The organism is Escherichia sp. KTE172, assembly GCF_000408845.1.
Classification (GTDB): Bacteria; Pseudomonadota; Gammaproteobacteria; order Enterobacterales; family Enterobacteriaceae; genus Escherichia; species Escherichia coli.
In genome coordinates this window covers 1,619,881-1,642,260 of the sequence record NZ_KE137316.1, presented here as the reverse complement: position 1 = coordinate 1,642,260, position 22,380 = coordinate 1,619,881, and the positions used below count along the sequence as shown (strand labels likewise).

The 22,380-nt window shown below is 52.9% G+C and carries 19 protein-coding genes; 16 read left to right on the top strand and 3 right to left on the bottom strand.

The window, feature by feature from the left end; genetic code table 11:
• Positions 1 to 116: 116 nt before the first annotated feature.
• The gene (gene suhB / locus G434_RS15875) at positions 117 to 920 is read right to left on the bottom strand and encodes an inositol-1-monophosphatase (protein WP_000553451.1); all 804 of its coding nucleotides are present in this window, start codon (positions 918 to 920) and stop codon (positions 117 to 119) included.
• Positions 921 to 1,038: 118 nt separating this feature from the next.
• On the opposite strand from suhB, the gene trmJ reads away from it, so the two are divergent.
• The 11 genes from trmJ (at position 1,039) to sseB (ending at position 10,090) form a co-directional block, all read left to right on the top strand.
• Positions 1,039 to 1,779, top strand: a complete 741-nt coding sequence (gene trmJ / locus G434_RS15880; RefSeq protein ID WP_000940019.1) for a tRNA (cytosine(32)/uridine(32)-2'-O)-methyltransferase TrmJ — start codon at positions 1,039 to 1,041, stop codon at positions 1,777 to 1,779.
• Positions 1,780 to 2,048: 269 nt separating this feature from the next.
• On the top strand, positions 2,049 to 2,537 hold the full coding sequence (iscR, locus tag G434_RS15885) for a Fe-S cluster assembly transcriptional regulator IscR (RefSeq protein WP_001241357.1): 489 nt from the start codon (positions 2,049 to 2,051) through the stop codon (positions 2,535 to 2,537).
• Between the two features lie 111 nt (positions 2,538 to 2,648).
• The gene (gene iscS, locus G434_RS15890; RefSeq protein WP_001295373.1) at positions 2,649 to 3,863 is read left to right on the top strand and encodes a cysteine desulfurase; all 1,215 of its coding nucleotides are present in this window, start codon (positions 2,649 to 2,651) and stop codon (positions 3,861 to 3,863) included.
• A gap of 27 nt (positions 3,864 to 3,890) precedes the next feature.
• Positions 3,891 to 4,277, top strand: a complete 387-nt coding sequence (iscU, locus tag G434_RS15895; protein ID WP_000331707.1) for a Fe-S cluster assembly scaffold IscU — start codon at positions 3,891 to 3,893, stop codon at positions 4,275 to 4,277.
• A 16-nt stretch (positions 4,278 to 4,293) separates the two neighbouring features.
• Positions 4,294 to 4,617 carry an iron-sulfur cluster assembly protein IscA gene (gene iscA / locus G434_RS15900; protein ID WP_000028953.1) on the top strand — a complete coding sequence of 108 codons (324 nt, stop codon included), beginning with the start codon at positions 4,294 to 4,296 and terminating at the stop codon, positions 4,615 to 4,617.
• 95 nt (positions 4,618 to 4,712) lie between these two features.
• Positions 4,713 to 5,228, top strand: a complete 516-nt coding sequence (gene hscB, locus G434_RS15905) for a co-chaperone HscB (RefSeq protein WP_000384413.1) — start codon at positions 4,713 to 4,715, stop codon at positions 5,226 to 5,228.
• Positions 5,229 to 5,244: 16 nt separating this feature from the next.
• Entirely contained in the window at positions 5,245 to 7,095 is a 1,851-nt protein-coding gene (gene hscA, locus G434_RS15910) for a Fe-S protein assembly chaperone HscA (protein ID WP_001196624.1), read from the top strand.
• Position 7,096: 1 nt separating this feature from the next.
• Positions 7,097 to 7,432 carry an ISC system 2Fe-2S type ferredoxin gene (gene fdx / locus G434_RS15915; protein ID WP_001124471.1) on the top strand — a complete coding sequence of 112 codons (336 nt, stop codon included), beginning with the start codon at positions 7,097 to 7,099 and terminating at the stop codon, positions 7,430 to 7,432.
• A gap of 11 nt (positions 7,433 to 7,443) precedes the next feature.
• Positions 7,444 to 7,644, top strand: coding sequence for a Fe-S cluster assembly protein IscX (gene iscX / locus G434_RS15920; protein WP_000523616.1), 201 nt, complete (start codon positions 7,444 to 7,446; stop codon positions 7,642 to 7,644).
• A 244-nt stretch (positions 7,645 to 7,888) separates the two neighbouring features.
• Complete coding sequence (gene pepB, locus G434_RS15925) at positions 7,889 to 9,172, top strand: aminopeptidase PepB (protein WP_000133560.1); 1,284 nt, start codon at positions 7,889 to 7,891, stop codon at positions 9,170 to 9,172.
• Between the two features lie 141 nt (positions 9,173 to 9,313).
• A complete protein-coding gene (gene sseB, locus G434_RS15930) occupies positions 9,314 to 10,090 on the top strand; it encodes an enhanced serine sensitivity protein SseB (protein ID WP_001306288.1) in 777 nt (258 codons plus the stop codon).
• A 31-nt stretch (positions 10,091 to 10,121) separates the two neighbouring features.
• On the opposite strand, the gene timP is transcribed toward sseB, so the two are convergent.
• Positions 10,122 to 10,247 (bottom strand): small toxic inner membrane protein TimP, encoded by a 126-nt coding sequence (gene timP, locus G434_RS30710; protein WP_242880333.1) that lies wholly within the window; start codon positions 10,245 to 10,247, stop codon positions 10,122 to 10,124.
• Positions 10,248 to 10,849: 602 nt separating this feature from the next.
• Entirely contained in the window at positions 10,850 to 11,695 is an 846-nt protein-coding gene (gene sseA / locus G434_RS15935) for a 3-mercaptopyruvate sulfurtransferase (RefSeq protein ID WP_000108626.1), read from the bottom strand.
• Between the two features lie 206 nt (positions 11,696 to 11,901).
• Here sseA and yfhM point away from each other — a divergent pair, with 206 nt between their 5' ends.
• From yfhM to rodZ, 5 genes are all read left to right on the top strand, one after another.
• Positions 11,902 to 16,863, top strand: coding sequence for an alpha2-macroglobulin (gene yfhM / locus G434_RS15940; RefSeq protein ID WP_000736345.1), 4,962 nt, complete (start codon positions 11,902 to 11,904; stop codon positions 16,861 to 16,863).
• On the top strand, positions 16,864 to 19,176 hold the full coding sequence (gene pbpC / locus G434_RS15945; protein WP_001137700.1) for a peptidoglycan glycosyltransferase PbpC: 2,313 nt from the start codon (positions 16,864 to 16,866) through the stop codon (positions 19,174 to 19,176). It begins immediately after the preceding gene.
• Positions 19,177 to 19,324: 148 nt separating this feature from the next.
• Entirely contained in the window at positions 19,325 to 19,756 is a 432-nt protein-coding gene (gene ndk, locus G434_RS15950) for a nucleoside-diphosphate kinase (RefSeq protein WP_000963837.1), read from the top strand.
• A gap of 149 nt (positions 19,757 to 19,905) precedes the next feature.
• Positions 19,906 to 21,060, top strand: coding sequence for a dual-specificity RNA methyltransferase RlmN (locus G434_RS15955; RefSeq protein WP_000003312.1), 1,155 nt, complete (start codon positions 19,906 to 19,908; stop codon positions 21,058 to 21,060).
• Positions 21,061 to 21,344: 284 nt separating this feature from the next.
• Complete coding sequence (rodZ, locus tag G434_RS15960) at positions 21,345 to 22,358, top strand: cytoskeleton protein RodZ (RefSeq protein WP_001090848.1); 1,014 nt, start codon at positions 21,345 to 21,347, stop codon at positions 22,356 to 22,358.
• Positions 22,359 to 22,380: the final 22 nt, after the last annotated feature.

Sequence of the window (22,380 nt, the reverse complement as noted above, 5' to 3'; positions counted from 1 at the left end):
CATTAATCGGGGAAAGATGGTGGGAGAGTGGCGAAAGAAAGTAAAGCGGTGAGGAAGTATTTCGGAATAGCGCCTGAAAGGCGAGGGCGGGTGAGTGACATCACCCGCCAGAGTCATTAACGCTTCAGGGCGTCGCTTAACTCGTCACGCATGTTCGCCAGCATGGCTTTAACAACGCGCGGGTTACCAGCAACGATGTTACCGGTCAGCATGTAGTTATGACCACCGGTGAAGTCGCTGACGATGCCGCCCGCTTCACGAACCAGCAGCTCGCCTGCGGCGAAATCCCACGGACGCAGACCGATTTCAAAGAAACCGTCAACGCGACCCGCAGCAACGTAAGCCAGATCCAGCGCCGCAGAACCGGTACGACGGAAGTCTGCACATTCGTTGAACAGTTTGCCGACGATGTTGATGTAGGTGGTGGCGTACTGTTTTGCTTTGAACGGGAAGCCGGTCGCCAGAATAGTACCGTCGAGATCGCGAGCGGTGCTGCCGCGCAGACGGTAGCCGTTCAGCTGTGCGCCCTGACCGCGAGTGGCGGTGAACAGTTCGTTACGCATAGGATCGTAAACCACAGCAACTTCAGTGCGGCCTTTGATACGAACGGCGATAGATACCGCGAAGTGCGGCAGACGTTTGATAAAGTTGGTAGTGCCATCCAGTGGATCGATAACCCATTGAACATCCTGATCAGTACCTTCAAGTTCACCGCTTTCTTCGGTGATGATGGTGTGCTGTGGGTAAGATTTACGAATCGTGTCGATAATCACCGCTTCGGCAGCTTTATCTACGTTGGTCACGAAGTCGTTACTGCCTTTCTGGCTCGCTTCTACAGCGTCCGGGGTTTCATAGTTTTTGGCAATTAAATTACCCGCCTTGCGCGCTGCGCGCACGGCGATGTTCAGCATCGGATGCATCGGTCTCTCTCACTGGATGTTAAAGAACGGGAAAACGGCGCAGAGTATAGCAGCGAGATCGGCATCTGTCTTCGTTTTATGATAAGATGCGCGAATAATCTTTAGACGAAGAAAGACAATGCTGCAAAATATTCGAATTGTGCTGGTGGAGACGTCACACACCGGCAATATGGGTTCTGTTGCCCGTGCCATGAAAACAATGGGATTAACCAATCTGTGGTTGGTTAATCCACTGGTGAAACCTGACTCCCAGGCGATTGCCCTGGCAGCAGGGGCCAGCGATGTGATTGGTAATGCTCATATCGTCGATACGCTCGACGAAGCGTTAGCCGGTTGTAGCCTGGTGGTGGGCACCAGCGCACGCTCCCGCACGCTGCCGTGGCCGATGCTCGACCCGCGCGAATGCGGTCTGAAAAGCGTCGCTGAAGCGGCAAATACCCCGGTGGCGCTGGTTTTTGGTCGCGAGCGCGTCGGCTTGACCAATGAAGAGTTGCAGAAATGCCATTATCATGTCGCCATTGCGGCTAACCCGGAATACAGTTCGCTGAACCTGGCGATGGCGGTTCAGGTTATTGCCTATGAAGTGCGCATGGCCTGGCTGGCAACTCAGGAAAATGGCGAGCAGGTTGAGCATGAAGAGACGCCGTATCCGCTGGTCGATGATCTGGAGCGTTTTTATGGTCATCTCGAACAAACGCTGCTGGCAACCGGTTTTATTCGTGAAAACCATCCGGGGCAGGTGATGAATAAATTGCGTCGTTTGTTTACCCGTGCGCGCCCGGAAAGCCAGGAATTGAATATCCTGCGCGGGATTCTGGCTTCTATAGAGCAGCAGAATAAAGGTAATAAGGCCGAATAATAGTGGTTACCTGATGCGACGCTTAACGCGTCGTATCAGGCCTACAGTGCACAGAGCCTCAGGTCGGATAAGGCGTTCACGTCGCATCCGACAACAGGTACAAACGCCACGATAAAAAAATGGCACTGAAGGTTAAATACCCGACTAAATCAGTCAAGTAAATAGTTGACCAATTTACTCGGGAATGTCAGACTTGACCCTGCTATGCAATACCCCCACTTTTACAATAAAAAACCCCGGGCAGGGGCGAGTTTGAGGTGAAGTAAGACATGAGACTGACATCTAAAGGGCGCTATGCCGTGACCGCAATGCTTGACGTTGCGCTCAACTCTGAAGCGGGCCCGGTACCGTTGGCTGATATTTCCGAACGTCAGGGAATTTCCCTTTCTTATCTGGAACAACTGTTTTCCCGTCTGCGTAAAAATGGTCTGGTTTCCAGCGTACGTGGACCAGGCGGTGGTTATCTGTTAGGCAAAGATGCCAGCAGCATCGCCGTTGGCGAAGTGATTAGCGCCGTTGACGAATCTGTAGATGCCACCCGTTGTCAGGGTAAAGGCGGCTGCCAGGGCGGCGATAAATGCCTGACCCACGCGCTATGGCGTGATTTGAGCGACCGTCTCACCGGTTTTCTCAACAACATTACTTTAGGCGAACTGGTTAATAACCAGGAAGTGCTGGATGTGTCTGGTCGTCAGCATACTCACGACGCGCCACGCACCCGCACACAAGACGCGATCGACGTTAAGTTACGCGCTTAATAAAAAGAATTCAGAATCAGGCCGGGGCGTATCGCGCTCCGTAAACACGGTCGTACATCCAGCCGGTAGCCTGGTTCCTTGCATTGAGTGATGTACGGAGTTTATAGAGCAATGAAATTACCGATTTATCTCGACTACTCCGCAACCACGCCGGTGGACCCGCGTGTTGCCGAGAAAATGATGCAGTTTATGACGATGGACGGAACCTTTGGTAACCCGGCCTCCCGTTCTCACCGTTTCGGCTGGCAGGCTGAAGAAGCGGTAGATATCGCCCGTAATCAGATTGCCGATCTGGTCGGCGCTGACCCGCGTGAAATCGTCTTTACCTCTGGTGCAACCGAATCTGACAACCTGGCGATCAAAGGTGCAGCCAACTTTTATCAGAAAAAAGGCAAGCACATCATCACCAGTAAAACCGAACACAAAGCGGTACTGGATACCTGCCGTCAGCTGGAGCGCGAAGGTTTCGAAGTCACCTACCTGGCACCGCAGCGTAATGGCATTATCGACCTGAAAGAACTGGAAGCAGCGATGCGTGACGACACCATCCTCGTTTCCATCATGCACGTAAATAACGAAATCGGCGTGGTGCAGGATATCGCGGCTATCGGCGAAATGTGCCGTGCTCGCGGCATTATCTATCACGTTGATGCAACCCAGAGCGTGGGCAAACTGCCTATCGACCTGAGCCAGTTGAAAGTTGACCTGATGTCATTCTCCGGTCACAAAATCTATGGCCCGAAAGGTATCGGTGCGCTGTATGTGCGTCGTAAACCGCGCGTACGCATCGAAGCGCAAATGCACGGCGGCGGTCACGAGCGCGGTATGCGTTCCGGCACTCTGCCTGTTCACCAGATCGTTGGTATGGGCGAAGCCTATCGCATCGCAAAAGAAGAGATGGCGACCGAGATGGAACGTCTGCGCGGCCTGCGTAACCGTCTGTGGAACGGCATCAAAGATATCGAAGAAGTTTACCTGAACGGTGACCTGGAACACGGCGCGCCGAACATTCTCAACGTCAGCTTCAACTACGTTGAAGGTGAGTCGCTGATTATGGCGCTGAAAGACCTCGCGGTTTCTTCAGGTTCCGCCTGTACGTCAGCAAGCCTCGAACCGTCCTACGTGCTGCGCGCGCTGGGGCTGAACGACGAGCTGGCACATAGCTCTATCCGTTTCTCTTTAGGTCGTTTTACTACTGAAGAAGAGATCGACTACACCATCGAGTTAGTTCGTAAATCCATCGGTCGTCTGCGTGACCTTTCTCCGCTGTGGGAAATGTACAAGCAGGGCGTGGATCTGAACAGCATCGAATGGGCACATCATTAATCGGTATCGGAATCAGGAGAATTTATAATGGCTTACAGCGAAAAAGTTATCGACCATTACGAGAATCCGCGTAACGTGGGTTCCTTTGACAACAACGACGAGAACGTCGGCAGCGGCATGGTGGGTGCACCGGCCTGTGGCGACGTGATGAAGTTGCAGATTAAAGTCAACGATGAAGGTATCATTGAAGACGCGCGTTTTAAAACTTACGGCTGCGGTTCTGCTATCGCTTCCAGCTCCCTGGTCACCGAATGGGTGAAAGGGAAGTCTCTCGACGAAGCGCAGGCGATCAAAAACACCGATATTGCTGAAGAACTTGAACTGCCGCCGGTGAAAATTCACTGTTCTATTCTGGCAGAAGACGCGATCAAAGCCGCCATTGCGGACTATAAAAGCAAACGTGAAGCAAAATAAGAGTTGAGGTTTGGTTATGTCGATTACACTGAGCGACAGTGCAGCAGCGCGAGTAAATACCTTTCTGGCTAACCGCGGCAAAGGGTTTGGCCTGCGTCTGGGCGTGAGAACCTCCGGATGTTCAGGTATGGCTTATGTACTGGAATTTGTTGACGAACCGACGCCGGAAGACATCGTGTTTGAAGACAAAGGCGTGAAAGTCGTGGTCGATGGCAAAAGCCTGCAATTTCTGGACGGTACGCAGCTGGACTTCGTAAAAGAAGGCCTGAACGAAGGGTTTAAATTCACCAACCCGAACGTCAAAGATGAGTGTGGTTGCGGCGAAAGCTTCCACGTTTGATGCGCATACCGATAACCCCACCGTGGTCGCCTGCGCGTGGGGTTTGTTTTACCTGATTCGCCGTTATCGCGGCGGATCGCAGCCCTGAGAATGTTATGGATTACTTCACCCTCTTTGGCTTGCCTGCCCGTTATCAACTCGATACCCAGGCGCTGAGCCTGCGTTTTCAGGATCTACAACGTCAGTATCATCCTGATAAATTCGCCAGCGGAAGCCAGGCGGAACAACTCGCCGCCGTACAGCAATCTGCAACCATTAACCAGGCCTGGCAAACGCTGCGTCATCCGTTAATGCGCGCGGAATATTTGCTTTCTTTGCACGGTTTTGATCTCGCCAGCGAGCAGCATACTGTGCGCGACACCGCGTTCCTGATGGAACAGCTGGAACTGCGCGAAGAACTGGACGAGATCGAACAGGCGAAAGATGAAGCGCGGCTGGAAAGCTTTATCAAACGTGTGAAAAAGATGTTTGATACCCGCCATCAGTTGATGGTTGAACAGTTAGACAACGAGACGTGGGACGCGGCGGCGGATACCGTGCGTAAGCTGCGTTTTCTCGATAAACTGCGAAGCAGTGCCGAACAACTCGAAGAAAAACTGCTCGATTTTTAATTTCTGGAAGCTAAACATGGCCTTATTACAAATTAGTGAACCTGGTTTGAGTGCTGCGCCGCATCAGCGTCGTCTGGCGGCCGGTATTGACCTGGGCACAACCAACTCGCTGGTGGCGACAGTGCGCAGCGGTCAGGCCGAAACGTTAGCCGACCATGAAGGCCGTCACCTGCTGCCGTCTGTTGTTCACTATCAACAGCAAGGGCATTCGGTGGGTTATGACGCGCGTACTAACGCAGCGCTTGACACCGCCAACACCATTAGTTCTGTTAAACGCCTGATGGGGCGCTCGCTGGCTGATATCCAGCAACGCTATCCGCATCTGCCTTATCAATTCCAGGCCAGCGAAAACGGCCTGCCGATGATTGAAACGGCGGCGGGGCTGCTGAACCCGGTGCGCGTTTCTGCGGACATCCTCAAAGCACTGGCGGCGCGGGCAACTGAAGCCCTGGCAGGCGAGCTGGATGGTGTAGTTATCACCGTTCCGGCGTACTTTGACGATGCCCAGCGTCAGGGCACCAAAGACGCGGCGCGTCTGGCGGGCCTTCACGTCCTGCGCTTACTTAACGAACCGACCGCTGCGGCTATCGCCTACGGGCTGGATTCCGGTCAGGAAGGCGTGATCGCCGTTTATGACCTCGGTGGCGGGACGTTTGATATTTCCATTCTGCGCTTAAGTCGCGGCGTGTTCGAAGTGCTGGCGACCGGCGGTGATTCCGCGCTCGGCGGCGATGATTTCGACCATCTGCTGGCGGATTACATTCGCGAGCAGGCGGGCATTCCTGATCGTAGCGATAACCGCGTTCAGCGTGAACTGCTGGATGCTGCCATTGCGGCCAAAATCGCGCTGAGCGATGCGGACTCCGTGACCGTTAACGTTGCGGGCTGGCAGGGCGAAATCAGCCGTGAACAATTCAACGAACTGATCGCGCCACTGGTAAAACGAACCTTACTGGCTTGTCGTCGTGTGCTGAAAGACGCTGGCGTTGAGGCTGATGAAGTGATGGAAGTGGTGATGGTTGGCGGTTCTACTCGCGTGCCGCTGGTGCGTGAACGAGTAGGCGAATTTTTCGGTCGTCCACCGCTGACTTCTATCGACCCGGATAAAGTCGTCGCTATTGGCGCGGCGATTCAGGCGGATATTCTGGTGGGTAACAAGCCGGACAGCGAAATGCTGTTGCTGGATGTGATCCCGCTGTCGCTGGGCCTCGAAACGATGGGCGGCCTAGTGGAGAAAGTGATTCCGCGTAATACCACTATTCCGGTGGCGCGCGCTCAGGATTTCACCACCTTTAAAGATGGTCAGACGGCGATGTCTATCCATGTAATGCAGGGTGAGCGCGAACTGGTGCAGGACTGCCGCTCGCTGGCGCGTTTTGCGCTGCGTGGTATTCCGGCGCTACCGGCTGGCGGCGCGCATATTCGCGTGACGTTCCAGGTCGATGCCGACGGTCTTTTGAGCGTGACGGCGATGGAGAAATCCACCGGCGTTGAGGCATCTATTCAGGTCAAACCGTCCTACGGTCTGACCGACAGCGAAATCGCCTCGATGATTAAAGACTCAATGAGCTATGCCGAGCAGGACGTAAAAGCCCGTATGCTGGCAGAACAAAAAGTAGAAGCGGCGCGTGTGCTGGAAAGTTTGCACGGCGCGCTGGCTGCTGATGCCGCGCTGTTAAGCACCGCAGAGCGTCAGGTCATTGACGATGCTGCCGCTCACCTGAGTGAAGTGGCGCAGGGCGATGATGTTGACGCTATCGAACAAGCGATTAAAAACGTAGACAAACAAACCCAGGATTTCGCCGCTCGCCGCATGGACCAGTCGGTTCGTCGTGCGCTGAAAGGCCATTCCGTGGACGAGGTTTAATATGCCAAAGATTGTTATTTTGCCTCATCAGGATCTCTGCCCTGATGGCGCTGTTCTGGAAGCGAATAGTGGTGAAACCATTCTCGACGTTGCGCTGCGTAACGGTATCGAGATTGAACACGCCTGTGAAAAATCCTGTGCTTGCACCACCTGCCACTGCATCGTTCGCGAAGGTTTTGACTCGCTGCCGGAAAGCTCAGAGCAGGAAGACGACATGCTGGACAAAGCCTGGGGACTGGAGCCGGAAAGCCGTTTAAGCTGCCAGGCGCGCGTTACCGACGAAGATTTAGTGGTCGAAATCCCGCGTTACACTATCAACCATGCGCGTGAGCATTAACAGAGGTTAGTATGGGACTTAAGTGGACCGATAGTCGCGAAATTGGCGAAGCACTGTACGATGCGTATCCCGATCTTGATCCGAAAACGGTTCGATTCACCGATATGCATCAGTGGATTTGCGATCTGGAAGATTTCGACGACGACCCGCAGGCATCCAACGAAAAAATCCTCGAAGCGATTTTGTTAGTCTGGCTGGACGAAGCCGAGTGATTTCCGCGTCATGCTTCACGCCGCAGATGCGTTGGCTGCGCTCGTTCACCCCAGTCACATAGTTATCTATGCTCCTGGGGCTTCACTCACTTGCCGCGTGATTCGGCCTTTTGGCCTCACCCCTCCGGGGCCAGCGCAAGCGCTGTTCAAAACGCAATGCGTTTTGTCCTGCAACGCGAATCATTTAGCGGAAAAATCCTGGGGCTGCCAACTGGCGGCCCTTTTACAAAGAAGGATAACTAAAATGACAGAAGCGATGAAGATTACCCTCTCTACCCAACCTGCCGACGCGCGCTGGGGAGAAAAAGCGACTTACAGCATTAATAATGATGGCATTACCCTGCATTTGAACGGGGCAGACGATCTGGGGCTGATCCAGCGTGCGGCGCGCAAGATTGACGGTCTGGGCATCAAGCATGTTCAGTTAAGCGGTGAAGACTGGGATGCGGATCGCTGCTGGGCATTCTGGCAAGGTTACAAAGCCCCGAAAGGCACACGTAAAGTGGAGTGGCCGGATCTGGACGATGCCCAACGGCAGGAACTGGATAACCGCCTGATGATCATCGACTGGGTGCGTGACACCATCAACGCACCGGCGGAAGAACTGGGGCCATCGCAACTGGCACAGCGTGCTGTTGATCTGATCAGCAATGTCGCGGGCGATCGTGTGACTTACCGGATCACCAAAGGCGAAGATCTGCGTGATCAAGGTTATATGGGGCTGCACACGGTCGGACGCGGTTCAGAACGTTCTCCGGTATTGCTGGCGCTGGATTACAACCCGACTGGCGATAAAGAAGCGCCAGTGTACGCGTGCCTGGTTGGTAAAGGCATCACCTTTGATTCCGGCGGCTACAGTATCAAACAGACCGCATTTATGGACTCGATGAAGTCGGACATGGGCGGCGCGGCAACGGTTACCGGGGCGCTGGCGTTTGCCATTACGCGCGGACTGAACAAGCGCGTGAAGCTGTTCCTCTGCTGTGCGGATAACCTGATCAGCGGCAACGCGTTCAAACTGGGCGATATTATTACCTATCGCAACGGTAAAAAAGTTGAAGTGATGAACACTGATGCCGAAGGGCGTCTGGTGCTGGCCGATGGCCTGATTGATGCCAGTGCGCAGAAACCGGAACTGATCATTGATGCGGCGACCCTCACCGGGGCGGCGAAAACTGCGCTGGGTAATGATTATCACGCGCTGTTCAGTTTTGACGATGCGCTTGCCGGTCGCTTGCTGGCGAGTGCCGCGCAGGAGAATGAACCGTTCTGGCGTCTGCCGCTGGCGGAGTTCCACCGCAGCCAGCTGCCGTCTAACTTTGCCGAACTGAACAATACCGGAAGCGCGGCGTACCCGGCAGGCGCGAGCACGGCGGCGGGCTTCCTGTCGCACTTTGTTGAGAACTATCAGCAAGGCTGGCTGCATATCGACTGCTCGGCGACTTACCGTAAAGCGCCGGTTGAACAGTGGTCTGCGGGTGCTACGGGACTTGGTGTGCGCACGATTGCTAATCTGTTAACGGCGTAAACTAATATGCCGGATGCGGCGTAAACGCCTTATCCGGCCTACAAATTGCGAAAATCCAATAGATTGCGACTCCCTTGTAGGCCTGATAAGCGTGGCGTATCAGGTACTTGTGCCCCGAACGTTGAATGAATTGTGGTTCTTATGTCCGAAACAAAAAATGAACTTGAAGACCTGCTGGAAAAAGCAGCAACCGAACCGGCGCACCGCCCGGCCTTTTTCCGTACTCTACTGGAATCCACCGTCTGGGTGCCTGGTACGGCGGCGCAGGGCGAGGCTGTGGTTGAAGATAGCGCGCTTGATTTACAGCACTGGGAAAAAGAAGACGGCACCAGCGTCATTCCTTTTTTCACCTCGTTAGAAGCACTTCAACAGGTGGTTGAAGACGAACAGGCATTTGTCGTAATGCCCGTTCGCACATTGTTTGAGATGACCCTTGGCGAAACGCTCTTCCTTAATGCCAAACTGCCAACCGGTAAAGAATTTATGCCGCGTGAAATCAGTTTGTTGATTGGTGAAGAAGGAAATCCGCTGAGCAGCCAGGAAGTACTGGAGGGCGGTGAATCGCTGATATTATCGGAAGTCGCAGAGCCACCAGCACAAATGATTGATTCACTCACCACCTTATTTAAAACTATTAAGCCGGTGAAGCGTGCTTTTATTTGTTCAATTAAAGAGAACGAAGAGGCACAGCCTAATTTACTTATTGGCATTGAAGCCGATGGTGATATCGAAGAAATTATTCAGGCGGCGGGAAGTGTAGCGACCGATACATTACCTGGCGATGAACCCATCGATATTTGTCAGGTGAAAAAAGGGGAAAAAGGAATTAGCCACTTTATTACCGAACATATTGCGCCATTCTATGAACGTCGCTGGGGTGGTTTTTTGCGTGACTTTAAACAGCATCGGATAATCTAAAATATGCCGCCCCAAAGGGCGGCATTCGGGCTTACTTGCTGCTCTGAAGTTTGTTAACCACCAGTAAATTGTTGCCGGAGAGACTCCGGTTATTATTTACCTCGGTTAACAGCGCACCAGAAACAATAAGTACGATACAAAAGCACCGTATCTTCATTGTGCGGTCCATGCGAAGACCGCATCACGACAGCACCACTGGCGATATTGCCGCGATAGCAAGCGCTGAGACGCGCTTGCTCTAACGGTCGCGGAACATCCTTTCCTTAAGCCAGCGCCCGCTTGCGAGACGGCGGAAAGGGCCGCAGTGGATAATACACTAACAGAACAATAATAACTCTCTTTTGCTTGACAAAAAGAGGGTTACTGGCGAGTATTGTCTCCGCTGAGACGCGCTTGCATTACTACGGTAATACAACCTGCTGGAAAGGCCGCGAACCGGACCAGCAACAAAAAACCGCCTGATTTTGGCGGTTTTTTGTTGTTTAAAGAAAGTGAAGTTACACGTTTAACTAATATCTTTTACCAGTTAGTATATTTTAATATTAAGCGGGATTTGTTTATATTTGTCTGAATTCGGACTGATAAGCCAAATGAATTCAAAATCTATCCTTTTTTATCTACTTGACATCGTTGATGCATAAAGCGAGTATTGAGTAGACGAGATACACTTGCAGTAATACAACCTGCTGGAAAGGCCGCGAACCAGACCAGCAATAAAAAACCGCCAAATTCGGCGGTTTTTTATTGCCTGTAAAAAGCTTATTTTACGGGCTCAACCGGTAAATCTGCTCGTGCGCCCCATTCACTCCATGCGCCGTCGTACAGTTTCACGTTTGGCACATCAAGTGTCGCGAGTGCCAACAAAACCACGGCTGCCGTTACACCAGAGCCGCAGCTGACGATAATCGGTTTGTCATAGCTGACGCCGCGACCAAAAAATATCGCATCCAGTTCATCGGTCGTTTTTAGTTCGCCTTCGCGCACCAGTTCCGTCCACGGAACGTTCAATGCACCGGGAATATGTCCGCGACGTAAACCTGGGCGAGGTTCATCAACTTCTGCGTTAAAACGTGCAGCCGGGCGGGCATCGATAATTTGCGCCGTATTTTCATGGCTTGCCAATAACACATCGGTGACTTTCACCACGGCTTCAGGATTAAACGCGGCGTTAAACTCTCCTTCCGGCAGTTCTACTGCGCCTTCTTCTAATAGCAGATCATCACGCTGCCAGCCTGCAAGTCCACCACCCAGAATCGACACTTTCTCTACACCAAAGGTGCGCAGCATCCACCATGCTCGTGGGGCTGAGAAAAGATTACCTTCGTCATAGACAATCAGGTGCTTATCCTGGTTAACGCCTAATTCACGCATCGCCACGGCGAACGTTTCCGGGCGCGGCAGCATGTGTGGAAGCGGGGAAGTGTGATCAGAAAGCGCTTCTATATCAAAAAACACTGCGCCGGGAATATGTCCATTCAGATACTCCTGAGCAACGTTACGATCTTCCTGTCCAGGCGACGCCATGCGGGCATCGATAATCTGAATTTCCGGGTCATCAATATGTTCGGCGAGCCAGTCGGCTCCTACAAACCATGTCGTGGACATAGGCATCTCCATTTTTGCCGGGGTTAGGCTAAATTGTCGGATGTTTAGTGAAAGGCGACAAGCAAAAGAGGCTGATTTGGCTGTCTGAGCCACAATTCTCACTAAAATTCGGATTGTATGGGCGTGATACTGAATTACATAACGTAAATTCTCACGCATAATAATTATTCGACGTTGCTAACGGGCCATTGTGGCAGGGATGAAAAATGAAAAAGTTACGCGTAGCCGCCTGCATGCTAATGCTGGCGCTGGCAGGGTGCGACAACAACGATAACGCGCCAACAGCGGTGAAAAAAGATGCGCCTTCTGAAGTTACTAAAGCGGCCTCTTCAGAAAACGTGAGTTCAGCAAAACTTTCCGCGCCGGAGCGACAAAAACTGGCCCAACAGAGTGCCGGTAAGGCGCTGACATTGCTGGATCTCTCTGAAGTTCAACTTGATGGCGCAGCCACGCTGGTGCTGACGTTCTCCATTCCTCTCGACCCGGATCAGGATTTCTCACGCGTTATCCATGTCGTCGATAAGAAAATCGGCAAAGTGGATGGTGCCTGGGAGCTGTCAGATAATCTTAAAGAGTTGCGTTTACGCCACCTCGAACCGAAACGTGATTTGATCGTTACTATTGGCAAGGAAGTCAAAGCACTCAACAACGCAACCTTCAGTAAAGATTATGAAAAAACTATAACTACCCGCGACATCCAACCCAGCGTCGGTTTTGCCAGCCGTGGTTCGCTGCTGCCTGGCAAAGTCGTTGAAGGGCTGCCGGTAATGGCGCTCAACGTTAATAATGTCGATGTTAACTTCTTCCGCGTTAAGCCAGAATCTCTGCCAGCATTCATTAGCCAATGGGAATACCGCAATTCGCTGGCGAACTGGCAGTCAGACAAACTGCTGCAGATGGCGGATCTGGTCTACACCGGACGGTTTGATCTCAATCCTGCGCGTAACACCCGTGAAAAATTATTGCTGCCGCTGGGCGATATCAAACCGCTTCAGCAGGCGGGCGTGTATCTGGCTGTGATGAATCAGGCTGGACGTTACGATTACAGTAATCCCGCGACGCTGTTTACGTTAAGTGATATCGGCGTTTCAGCTCACCGTTATCACAATCGTCTGGATATCTTTACCCAAAGTCTGGAAAACGGCGCGGCCCAGCAAGGAATTGAAGTCTCTTTATTAAATGAGAAAGGGCAGACTCTGACTCAGGCAACCAGTGACGCTCAGGGGCATGTGCAGCTGGAAAATGATAAAAACGCGGCATTACTGTTGGCGCGTAAAGACGGTCAGACAACGCTACTCGATTTAAAACTTCCGGCGCTGGACTTAGCAGAATTTAACATTGCTGGCGCGCCAGGCTATAGCAAACAGTTTTTCATGTTTGGCCCACGCGATCTTTATCGCCCAGGTGAAACGGTAATCCTCAATGGTTTGCTGCGTGATGCAGACGGTAAAGCGTTGCCCAATCAACCCATCAAGTTAGACGTGATTAAACCCGATGGGCAGGTACTCAGGAGCGTCGTTAGTCAGCCGGAGAATGGCCTCTACCACTTTACCTGGCCACTCGATAGCAATGCGGCAACCGGTATGTGGCATATTCGCGCTAACACGGGCGATAACCAGTATCGGATGTGGGATTTCCACGTCGAAGATTTTATGCCAGAGCGCATGGCGCTGAATCTGACCGGTGAGAAAACCCCGCTAACGCCGAAAGATGAAGTGAAATTCTCCGTGGTGGGATACTACCTGTACGGTGCGCCTGCTAATGGTAATACTTTGCAAGGGCAACTTTTCCTGCGCCCACTGCGTGAAGCTGTGTCAGCCTTACCTGGTTTTGAATTCGGCGATATAGCTGCCGAAAATCTTTCCCGCACGCTGGATGAAGTTCAGTTGACGCTGGATGATAAAGGGCGCGGCGAAGTTTCTACAGAAAGCCAGTGGAAGGAAACGCATTCCCCATTACAGGTTATTTTCCAGGGTAGTTTGCTGGAATCGGGCGGTCGCCCGGTGACGCGCCGCGCTGAGCAGGCTATCTGGCCTGCCGATGCATTGCCGGGGATCCGTCCGCAGTTCGCCTCGAAATCGGTTTACGATTATCGTACTGACAGCACGGTGAAACAGCCCATTGTTGATGAAGGCAGTAACGCCGCTTTTGACATCGTTTATAGCGATGCGCAAGGCGTGAAAAAAGCCGTGTCGGGCTTGCAGGTGCGCCTGATTCGCGAACGCCGCGATTACTACTGGAACTGGTCAGAAGATGAAGGCTGGCAGTCACAGTTTGATCAAAAAGATCTGATCGAAAATGAACAAACTCTGGATCTGAAAGCGGACGAAACCGGCAAGGTCAGTTTTCCGGTAGAGTGGGGCGCTTATCGTCTGGAAGTCAAAGCGCCGAATGAAGCGGTCAGTAGTGTTCGTTTCTGGGCTGGCTATAGCTGGCAGGACAACAGCGACGGTAGCGGCGCAGTGCGACCCGACCGTGTCACGCTGAAACTGGATAAAGCCAGTTATCGCCCTGGCGACACCATTAAGTTGCATATCGCCGCGCCAACGGCGGGTAAAGGTTATGCGATGGTCGAGTCCAGTGAAGGGCCGCTGTGGTGGCAAGAGATTGATGTTCGGGCTCAAGGGCTGGATCTGACGATTCCGGTCGATAAAACCTGGAATCGTCATGATCTGTATTTAAGTACGCTGGTGGTACGTCCTGGCGATAAATCTCGCTCCGCGACGCCAAAACGCGCGGTTGGTGTGTTGCATCTGCCGCTTGGCGATGAAAACCGTCGCCTCGATCTGGCGCTGGAAACACCAGCAAAAATGCGTCCCAATCAACCATTAACCGTGAAAATTAAAGCCAGCACTAAAAATGGCGAGAAGCCTAAACAGGTGAATGTGCTGGTGTCTGCCGTTGATAGTGGTGTGCTGAATATTACTGACTACGTCACGCCAGATCCGTGGCAGGCGTTCTTTGGTCAGAAACGCTATGGCGCAGACATTTACGATATTTACGGTCAGGTTATTGAAGGTCAGGGGCGTCTGGCAGCTCTGCGTTTCGGTGGCGATGGTGATGAGCTGAAACGTGGTGGTAAACCGCCGGTCAATCACGTCAATATTGTCGCGCAGCAGGCGCTGCCGGTAACGCTCAACGAACAGGGTGAAGGCTCGGTTACACTGCCGATTGGCGATTTTAACGGTGAATTGCGCGTCATGGCGCAAGCCTGGACGGCAGATGACTTCGGTAGCAACGAAAGGAAAGTGATAGTTGCCGCACCGGTGATTGCTGAACTGAACATGCCGCGTTTTATGGCGAGTGGCGATACCTCGCGCCTGACGCTGGATATCACTAATCTTACCGATAAACCGCAAAAACTAAACGTTGCCCTGACCGCCAGTGGTTTGCTTGAACTGGTCAGCGATTCACCCGCAGCCGTTGAATTAGCGCCAGGCGTACGTACTACGCTGTTTATCCCGGTGCGAGCATTGCAAGGTTATGGCGATGGAGAAATTCAGGCCTCCATTAGTGGGTTAGCGTTACCAGGTGAAACCGTTGCCGACCAGCATAAGCAGTGGAAAATCGGCGTCCGTCCAGCGTTCCCGGCACAAACGGTTAATTACGGTACGGCGTTGCAGCCTGGTGAAACCTGGGCGCTCCCGGCGGATGGATTGCAAAACTTCTCGCCTGTTACGCTGCAAGGTCAGCTATTGTTGAGCGGCAAACCACCGCTGAATATCGCACGTTATATCAAAGAGTTAAAAGCGTATCCTTACGGCTGTCTCGAGCAAACCACCAGCGGCCTGTTCCCGTCACTTTATACCAACGCAACCCAGCTACAGGCGTTGGGCATCAAAGGCGACAGTGATGAGAAACGCCGTGCATCGGTCGATATCGGCATTTTCCGTTTGCTGCAAATGCAACGTGATAACGGTGGCTTTGCGCTATGGGATAAAAACGGTGACGAAGAGTACTGGCTGACGGCTTACGTGATGGATTTCCTGGTCCGCGCAGGTGAGCAGGGTTACAGCGTGCCGACAGACGCCATTAACCGGGGAAATGAGCGTCTGCTGCGCTATTTACAAGATCCGGGCATGATGTCGATCCCGTACGCGGATAATCTCAAAGCCAGTAAATTCGCCGTACAGTCTTACGCTGCGCTGGTGTTGGCCCGTCAGCAAAAGGCACCACTGGGTGCGCTGCGTGAAATCTGGGAGCATCGTGCAGATGCTGCTTCTGGATTACCGCTGCTGCAACTTGGCGTTGCGCTGAAAACCATGGGTGATGCAACGCGTGGTGAAGAAGCGATTGTGCTGGCGCTGAAAACGCCGCGTAATAGTGATGAGCGGATATGGCTGGGTGATTACGGTAGTCCACTGCGCGACAACGCGTTGATGCTCTCCTTGCTGGAAGAAAATAAACTGCTACCCGATGAGCAAAACACTTTGCTGAACACGCTTTCGCAGCAGGCGTTTGGTGAACGCTGGCTATCAACCCAAGAAAGTAACGCGTTGTTCCTGGCTGCCCGTACGGTTCAGGATTTACCGGGTAAATGGCAGGCGCAAACCTCTTTCTCAGCTGAGCCGCTGACAGGCGAGAAAGCGCAAAACAGTAATCTGAATAGCGATCAACTTGCTACCTTACAGGTGACCAACAGTGGCGATCAGCCGTTATGGCTGCGTGTGGATGCCAGCGGTTATCCGCAATCCGCACCTTTACCGGCGAACAATGTGCTGCAAATCGAGCGTCATATTCTTGGTACTGATGGTAAGAGCAAATCGCTGGACTCGTTACGTAGCGGCGATCTGGTGCTGGTGTGGTTGCAGGTAAAAGCCAGCAACAGCGTGCCGGATGCGTTAGTCGTTGATTTACTGCCAGCGGGTCTGGAACTGGAAAACCAGAACCTGGCGAACGGTAGCGCCAGCCTGGAGCAAAGTGGTGGCGAAGTGCAGAACTTACTGAACCAGATGCAGCAGGCGAGTATTAAGCATATTGAGTTCCGTGACGATCGCTTTGTGGCGGCGGTGGCCGTTGATGAATACCAACCGGTAACGCTGGTGTATCTGGCGCGGGCGGTAACGCCGGGAACGTATCAGGTACCGCAACCGATGGTGGAATCAATGTATGTTCCCCAATGGCGGGCGACCGGCGCGGCTGAAGATTTGCTGATTGTCAGACCGTAAATGCCTCGCCTGTTAACCAAACGCGGCTGCTGGATAACGCTGGCAGCCGCGCCCTTTCTCCTTTTTCTTGCAGCGTGGGGAGCAGATAAACTCTGGCCTCTACCGCTGCATGAAGTCAATCCCGCACGAGTGGTCGTGGCGCAGGATGGTACGCCGCTCTGGCGTTTCGCCGATGCTGAGGGCATCTGGCGTTATCCGGTAACAATCGAAGATGTTTCTCCACGTTACCTTGAAGCGCTGATCAATTATGAAGATCGCTGGTTCTGGAAGCATCCGGGGGTGAATCCATTCTCGGTGGCGCGCGCAGCATGGCAAGATCTTGCTTCGGGACGGGTTATTTCCGGTGGCAGCACGCTCACTATGCAGGTTGCTCGTTTGCTTGATCCTCACCCCAAAACATTTGGCGGCAAAATTCGCCAGCTCTGGCGCGCGTTGCAACTGGAGTGGCATCTGTCTAAGCGTGAAATTCTGACCTTGTATCTAAACCGCGCTCCGTTTGGCGGTACGTTGCAGGGGATCGGTGCGGCAAGTTGGGCTTATCTCGGAAAATCGCCTGCGAATTTAAGCTATTCCGAGGCGGCAATGCTGGCGGTGTTGCCGCAAGCGCCCAGCCGACTACGCCCGGATCGCTGGCCGGAACGTGCCGAAGCCGCGCGTAATAAAGTTCTCGAACGGATGGCCGTGCAAGGTGTGTGGTCCCGTGAGCAGGTAAAAGAGTCAAGGGAAGAACCCATCTGGCTGGCACCCCGACAAATGCCGCAATTGGCACCGCTGTTTTCGCGCATGATGCTCGGTAAAAGCAAAAGCGACAAAATCGTTACTACGCTGGATGCCGGTCTTCAACGACGTCTGGAAGAACTGGCGCAAAACTGGAAAGGACGATTACCACCGCGCAGCTCACTGGCGATGATCGTGGTTGATCATACCGATATGCGTGTTCGCGGCTGGGTGGGTTCAGTTGATCTCAACGATGATTCACGCTTTGGTCATGTTGATATGGTCAATGCGATCCGATCGCCAGGATCGGTGCTCAAACCATTTGTTTACGGTCTGGCGCTGGATGAAGGATTGATCCACCCGGCATCACTGCTGCAAGACGTCCCCCGGCGTACCGGTGATTACCGACCTGGCAACTTTGACAGCGGTTTTCATGGGCCGATCAGCATGAGCGAAGCGCTGGTGCGCTCGCTGAATTTACCAGCTGTGCAGGTGCTGGAAGCCTATGGACCGAAACAGTTTGCGGCAAAGTTACGCAATGTTGGATTGCCGTTATATTTGCCCAACGGCGCTGCGCCGAATCTTTCACTCATTCTCGGCGGCGCTGGTGCAAAACTGGAAGATATGGCGGCAGCGTATACCGCGTTTGCTCGCCATGGCAAGGCAGGCAAATTGCGCTTACAGCCTGACGATCCGCTGCTTGAACGGCCTTTAATGTCGTCGGGGGCGGCGTGGATCATTCGCCGGATTATGGCTGATGAAGCGCAACCCTTGCCGGATGGTGCCTTGCCGCGCGTCGCCCCACTGGCATGGAAAACGGGCACCAGCTATGGCTATCGTGATGCCTGGGCGATTGGGGTTAACGCTCGCTATGTCATTGGGATCTGGACTGGCAGACCGGACGGCACGCCCGTTGTTGGTCAGTTTGGCTTTGCCAGCGCCGTACCATTGTTGAATCAGGTTAATAATATCTTACTGTCGCGCAGTGCGAATCTGCCGGAAGACCCACGTCCTGACTCTGTAAGTCGTGGCGTTATCTGCTGGCCGGGCGGACAGTCTTTGCCGGAAGGTGACGGTAACTGTCGCCGCCGCCTGGCAACCTGGCTGCTGGACGGGAGTCAGCCGCCAACTCTATTACTGCCGGAGCAGGAAGGCATTAATGGCATTCGTTTCCCCATCTGGCTGGATGAAAACGGCAAACGTGTTGCCGCTGATTGCCCTCAGGCGCGACAAGAAATGATAAATGTCTGGCCGCTACCGCTGGAACCCTGGTTGCCCGCATCAGAACGCCGCGCTGTGCGCTTACCACCGGCCTCGACAATTTGCCCGCCATACGGTCACGATGCACAACTCCCACTGCAGCTGACAGGTGTTCGCGATGGCGCGATTATTAAACGTTTACCGGGCGCAGCGGAAGCGACTTTGCCGTTGCAATCAAGTGGAGGGGCAGGTGAACGCTGGTGGTTTCTGAATGGCGAACCGTTAACTGAACGCGGGCGCAACGTGACCCTGCATTTGATGGATAAAGGCGATTATCAATTGCTGGTGATGGATGAGGTGGGGCAAATCGCGACAGTGAAATTTGTCATGCAATAGTCTGTTTTGTCTCTGATTGTTGCTTAAACTAGGTTTATTTTAAAAAAATGTTACTTTCATCAATAGTCAACGGCCCTGTTGCTCATTATAATCCGCGCCATCTCGTACGCTGGTACAGACAACAACAGAACAATTTACAGAGGTAAAAATGGCTATTGAACGTACTTTTTCCATCATCAAACCGAACGCGGTAGCAAAAAACGTCATAGGTAATATCTTTGCGCGCTTTGAAGCTGCAGGGTTCAAAATTGTCGGCACCAAAATGCTGCACCTGACCGTTGAACAGGCTCGTGGCTTTTATGCTGAACACGATGGAAAACCGTTCTTTGATGGTCTGGTTGAATTCATGACCTCTGGCCCGATCGTGGTTTCCGTGCTGGAGGGTGAAAACGCCGTTCAGCGTCACCGCGATCTGCTGGGCGCGACCAATCCGGCAAACGCACTGGCCGGTACTCTGCGTGCTGATTACGCTGACAGCCTGACCGAAAATGGTACCCACGGTTCTGATTCCGTCGAATCTGCCGCTCGCGAAATCGCTTATTTCTTCGGCGAAGGCGAAGTGTGCCCGCGCACCCGTTAATAATTTCGTAAATGCCGCGTGCAAACGTGGCATCCGTGCGCCAGAATTTGTACAATGCAGCGCCCCCGGACGAGCAGCCGCTCACCGGGGCGTTTCTTTTTTCAACCCTCCAGGGGCCATAACGTGTAATAACGAGGCCGGAATAGCATATGTCTGAACAATTAGTCACACCTGAAAACGTCACCACGAAAGATGGAAAAATCAACCTGCTGGATCTCAACCGTCAGCAGATGCGGGAGTTTTTTAAAGATTTAGGTGAAAAACCCTTCCGCGCCGATCAGGTGATGAAGTGGATGTATCACTATTGCTGCGACAACTTTGATGAGATGACCGACATCAATAAAGTGTTGCGCGGCAAACTGAAAGAGGTGGCGGAAATCCGTGCACCGGAAGTGGTTGAAGAACAGCGTTCATCTGACGGCACCATTAAATGGGCGATCGCCGTTGGCGATCAGCGCGTTGAAACGGTGTATATCCCGGAAGACGACCGTGCCACGCTCTGCGTCTCTTCGCAGGTGGGGTGTGCGCTGGAGTGTAAATTCTGTTCCACCGCCCAGCAGGGCTTTAACCGCAACCTGCGGGTATCGGAAATTATCGGCCAGGTGTGGCGTGCGGCGAAAATTGTCGGCGCAGCAAAAGTCACCGGTCAGCGCCCAATCACTAACGTAGTGATGATGGGTATGGGCGAGCCGCTGCTCAACCTGAACAATGTCGTTCCGGCGATGGAAATCATGCTTGATGATTTCGGTTTTGGCCTGTCTAAACGTCGCGTGACGCTTTCCACTTCCGGTGTAGTTCCGGCGCTGGATAAACTGGGCGATATGATCGACGTTGCACTGGCAATTTCCCTGCACGCGCCGAACGACGAAATTCGTGACGAAATTGTGCCGATCAACAAAAAGTACAATATCGAAACGTTCCTTGCTGCGGTGCGCTGTTATCTGGAGAAATCCAACGCCAATCAGGGCCGAGTCACTATTGAATACGTGATGCTTGACCACGTTAACGACGGCACTGAACACGCGCACCAACTGGCGGAGCTACTGAAAGATACGCCGTGTAAGATCAACCTGATCCCGTGGAACCCGTTCCCTGGCGCACCGTATGGACGCAGTTCGAACAGCCGTATCGACCGTTTCTCAAAAGTGCTGATGAGCTACGGTTTCACCACTATTGTGCGTAAAACTCGTGGTGATGATATCGATGCTGCCTGTGGTCAGTTGGCGGGCGATGTTATCGACCGTACGAAACGTACCCTGCGTAAACGGATGCAGGGTGAAGCCATCGATATTAAAGCGGTCTGATAGCCATTACGCCACGGTTACTTTATGTACCGTGGCGTAATCTTTTATGAATGAAGTATTAAGTTGCAATTGTCTGGTCAATATTAACGGTGCGTTTTTGCTGACTTTAAGGCAGTATGTAACGATGCAACAGTAAGTTAGCCTTAGTGAATGTGGGCTTTGTCACGAGCACACAGACGGTCTTATACTGTATGATAACGGTTAACTTAACGGATGTTTCGCGGTGTGGGTGAGCATGATGGTTCACCGGCATCTCAATTCTCATTTAAACGTACCTGCAGCGAATGAATACTGAAGCCACGCACGACCAAAATGAAGCACTTACTACCGGCGCTCGCCTGCGTAATGCTCGCGAACAACTAGGACTTAGTCAGCAGGCCGTTGCCGAGCGACTTTGCCTGAAGGTTTCCACGGTACGCGACATTGAAGAAGATAAGGCACCCGCCGATCTTGCTTCAACATTCCTGCGCGGATATATCCGCTCTTATGCGCGTCTGGTACATATTCCAGAAGAAGAACTGCTGCCAGGGCTGGAAAAGCAGGCTCCACTACGGGCTGCAAAAGTTGCGCCGATGCAGAGTTTTTCCCTCGGTAAACGCCGCAAAAAACGCGACGGCTGGCTGATGACCTTCACCTGGCTGGTGTTGTTTGTGGTTATCGGCCTGAGCGGTGCCTGGTGGTGGCAAGACCACAAAGCTCAGCAGGAAGAGATCACCACTATGGCCGATCAATCTTCGGCGGAACTGAGCAGTAATAGCGAGCAGGGGCAGAGTGTTCCGTTAAATACGTCGACAACTACAGACCCGGCTACAACGTCCACGCCGCCAGCGTCTGTGGATACTACCGCAACCAACACGCAAACACCTGCCGTAACTGCGCCAGCACCAGCTGTTGATCCGCAACAGAATGCGGTTGTTTCGCCTTCACAGGCAAATGTTGATACTGCTGCGACCCCGGCACCAACGGCAACAATAACGCCAGATGGTGCTGCGCCGTTGCCAACCGATCAGGCAGGCGTGACTACGCCGGCGGCTGATCCGAATGCGCTGGTGATGAACTTTACTGCCGATTGCTGGCTGGAGGTCACTGATGCTACCGGTAAAAAACTGTTTAGCGGGATGCAGCGTAAAGACGGTAATTTGAATTTAACCGGCCAGGCACCGTATAAACTGAAAATTGGTGCGCCAGCCGCAGTACAGATCCAGTATCAAGGGAAACCTGTCGATCTGAGTCGTTTTATCAGAACTAACCAGGTTGCGCGTCTGACCCTCAATGCCGAACAATCACCGGCGCAGTAACAGACGGGTAACGCGGGAGATT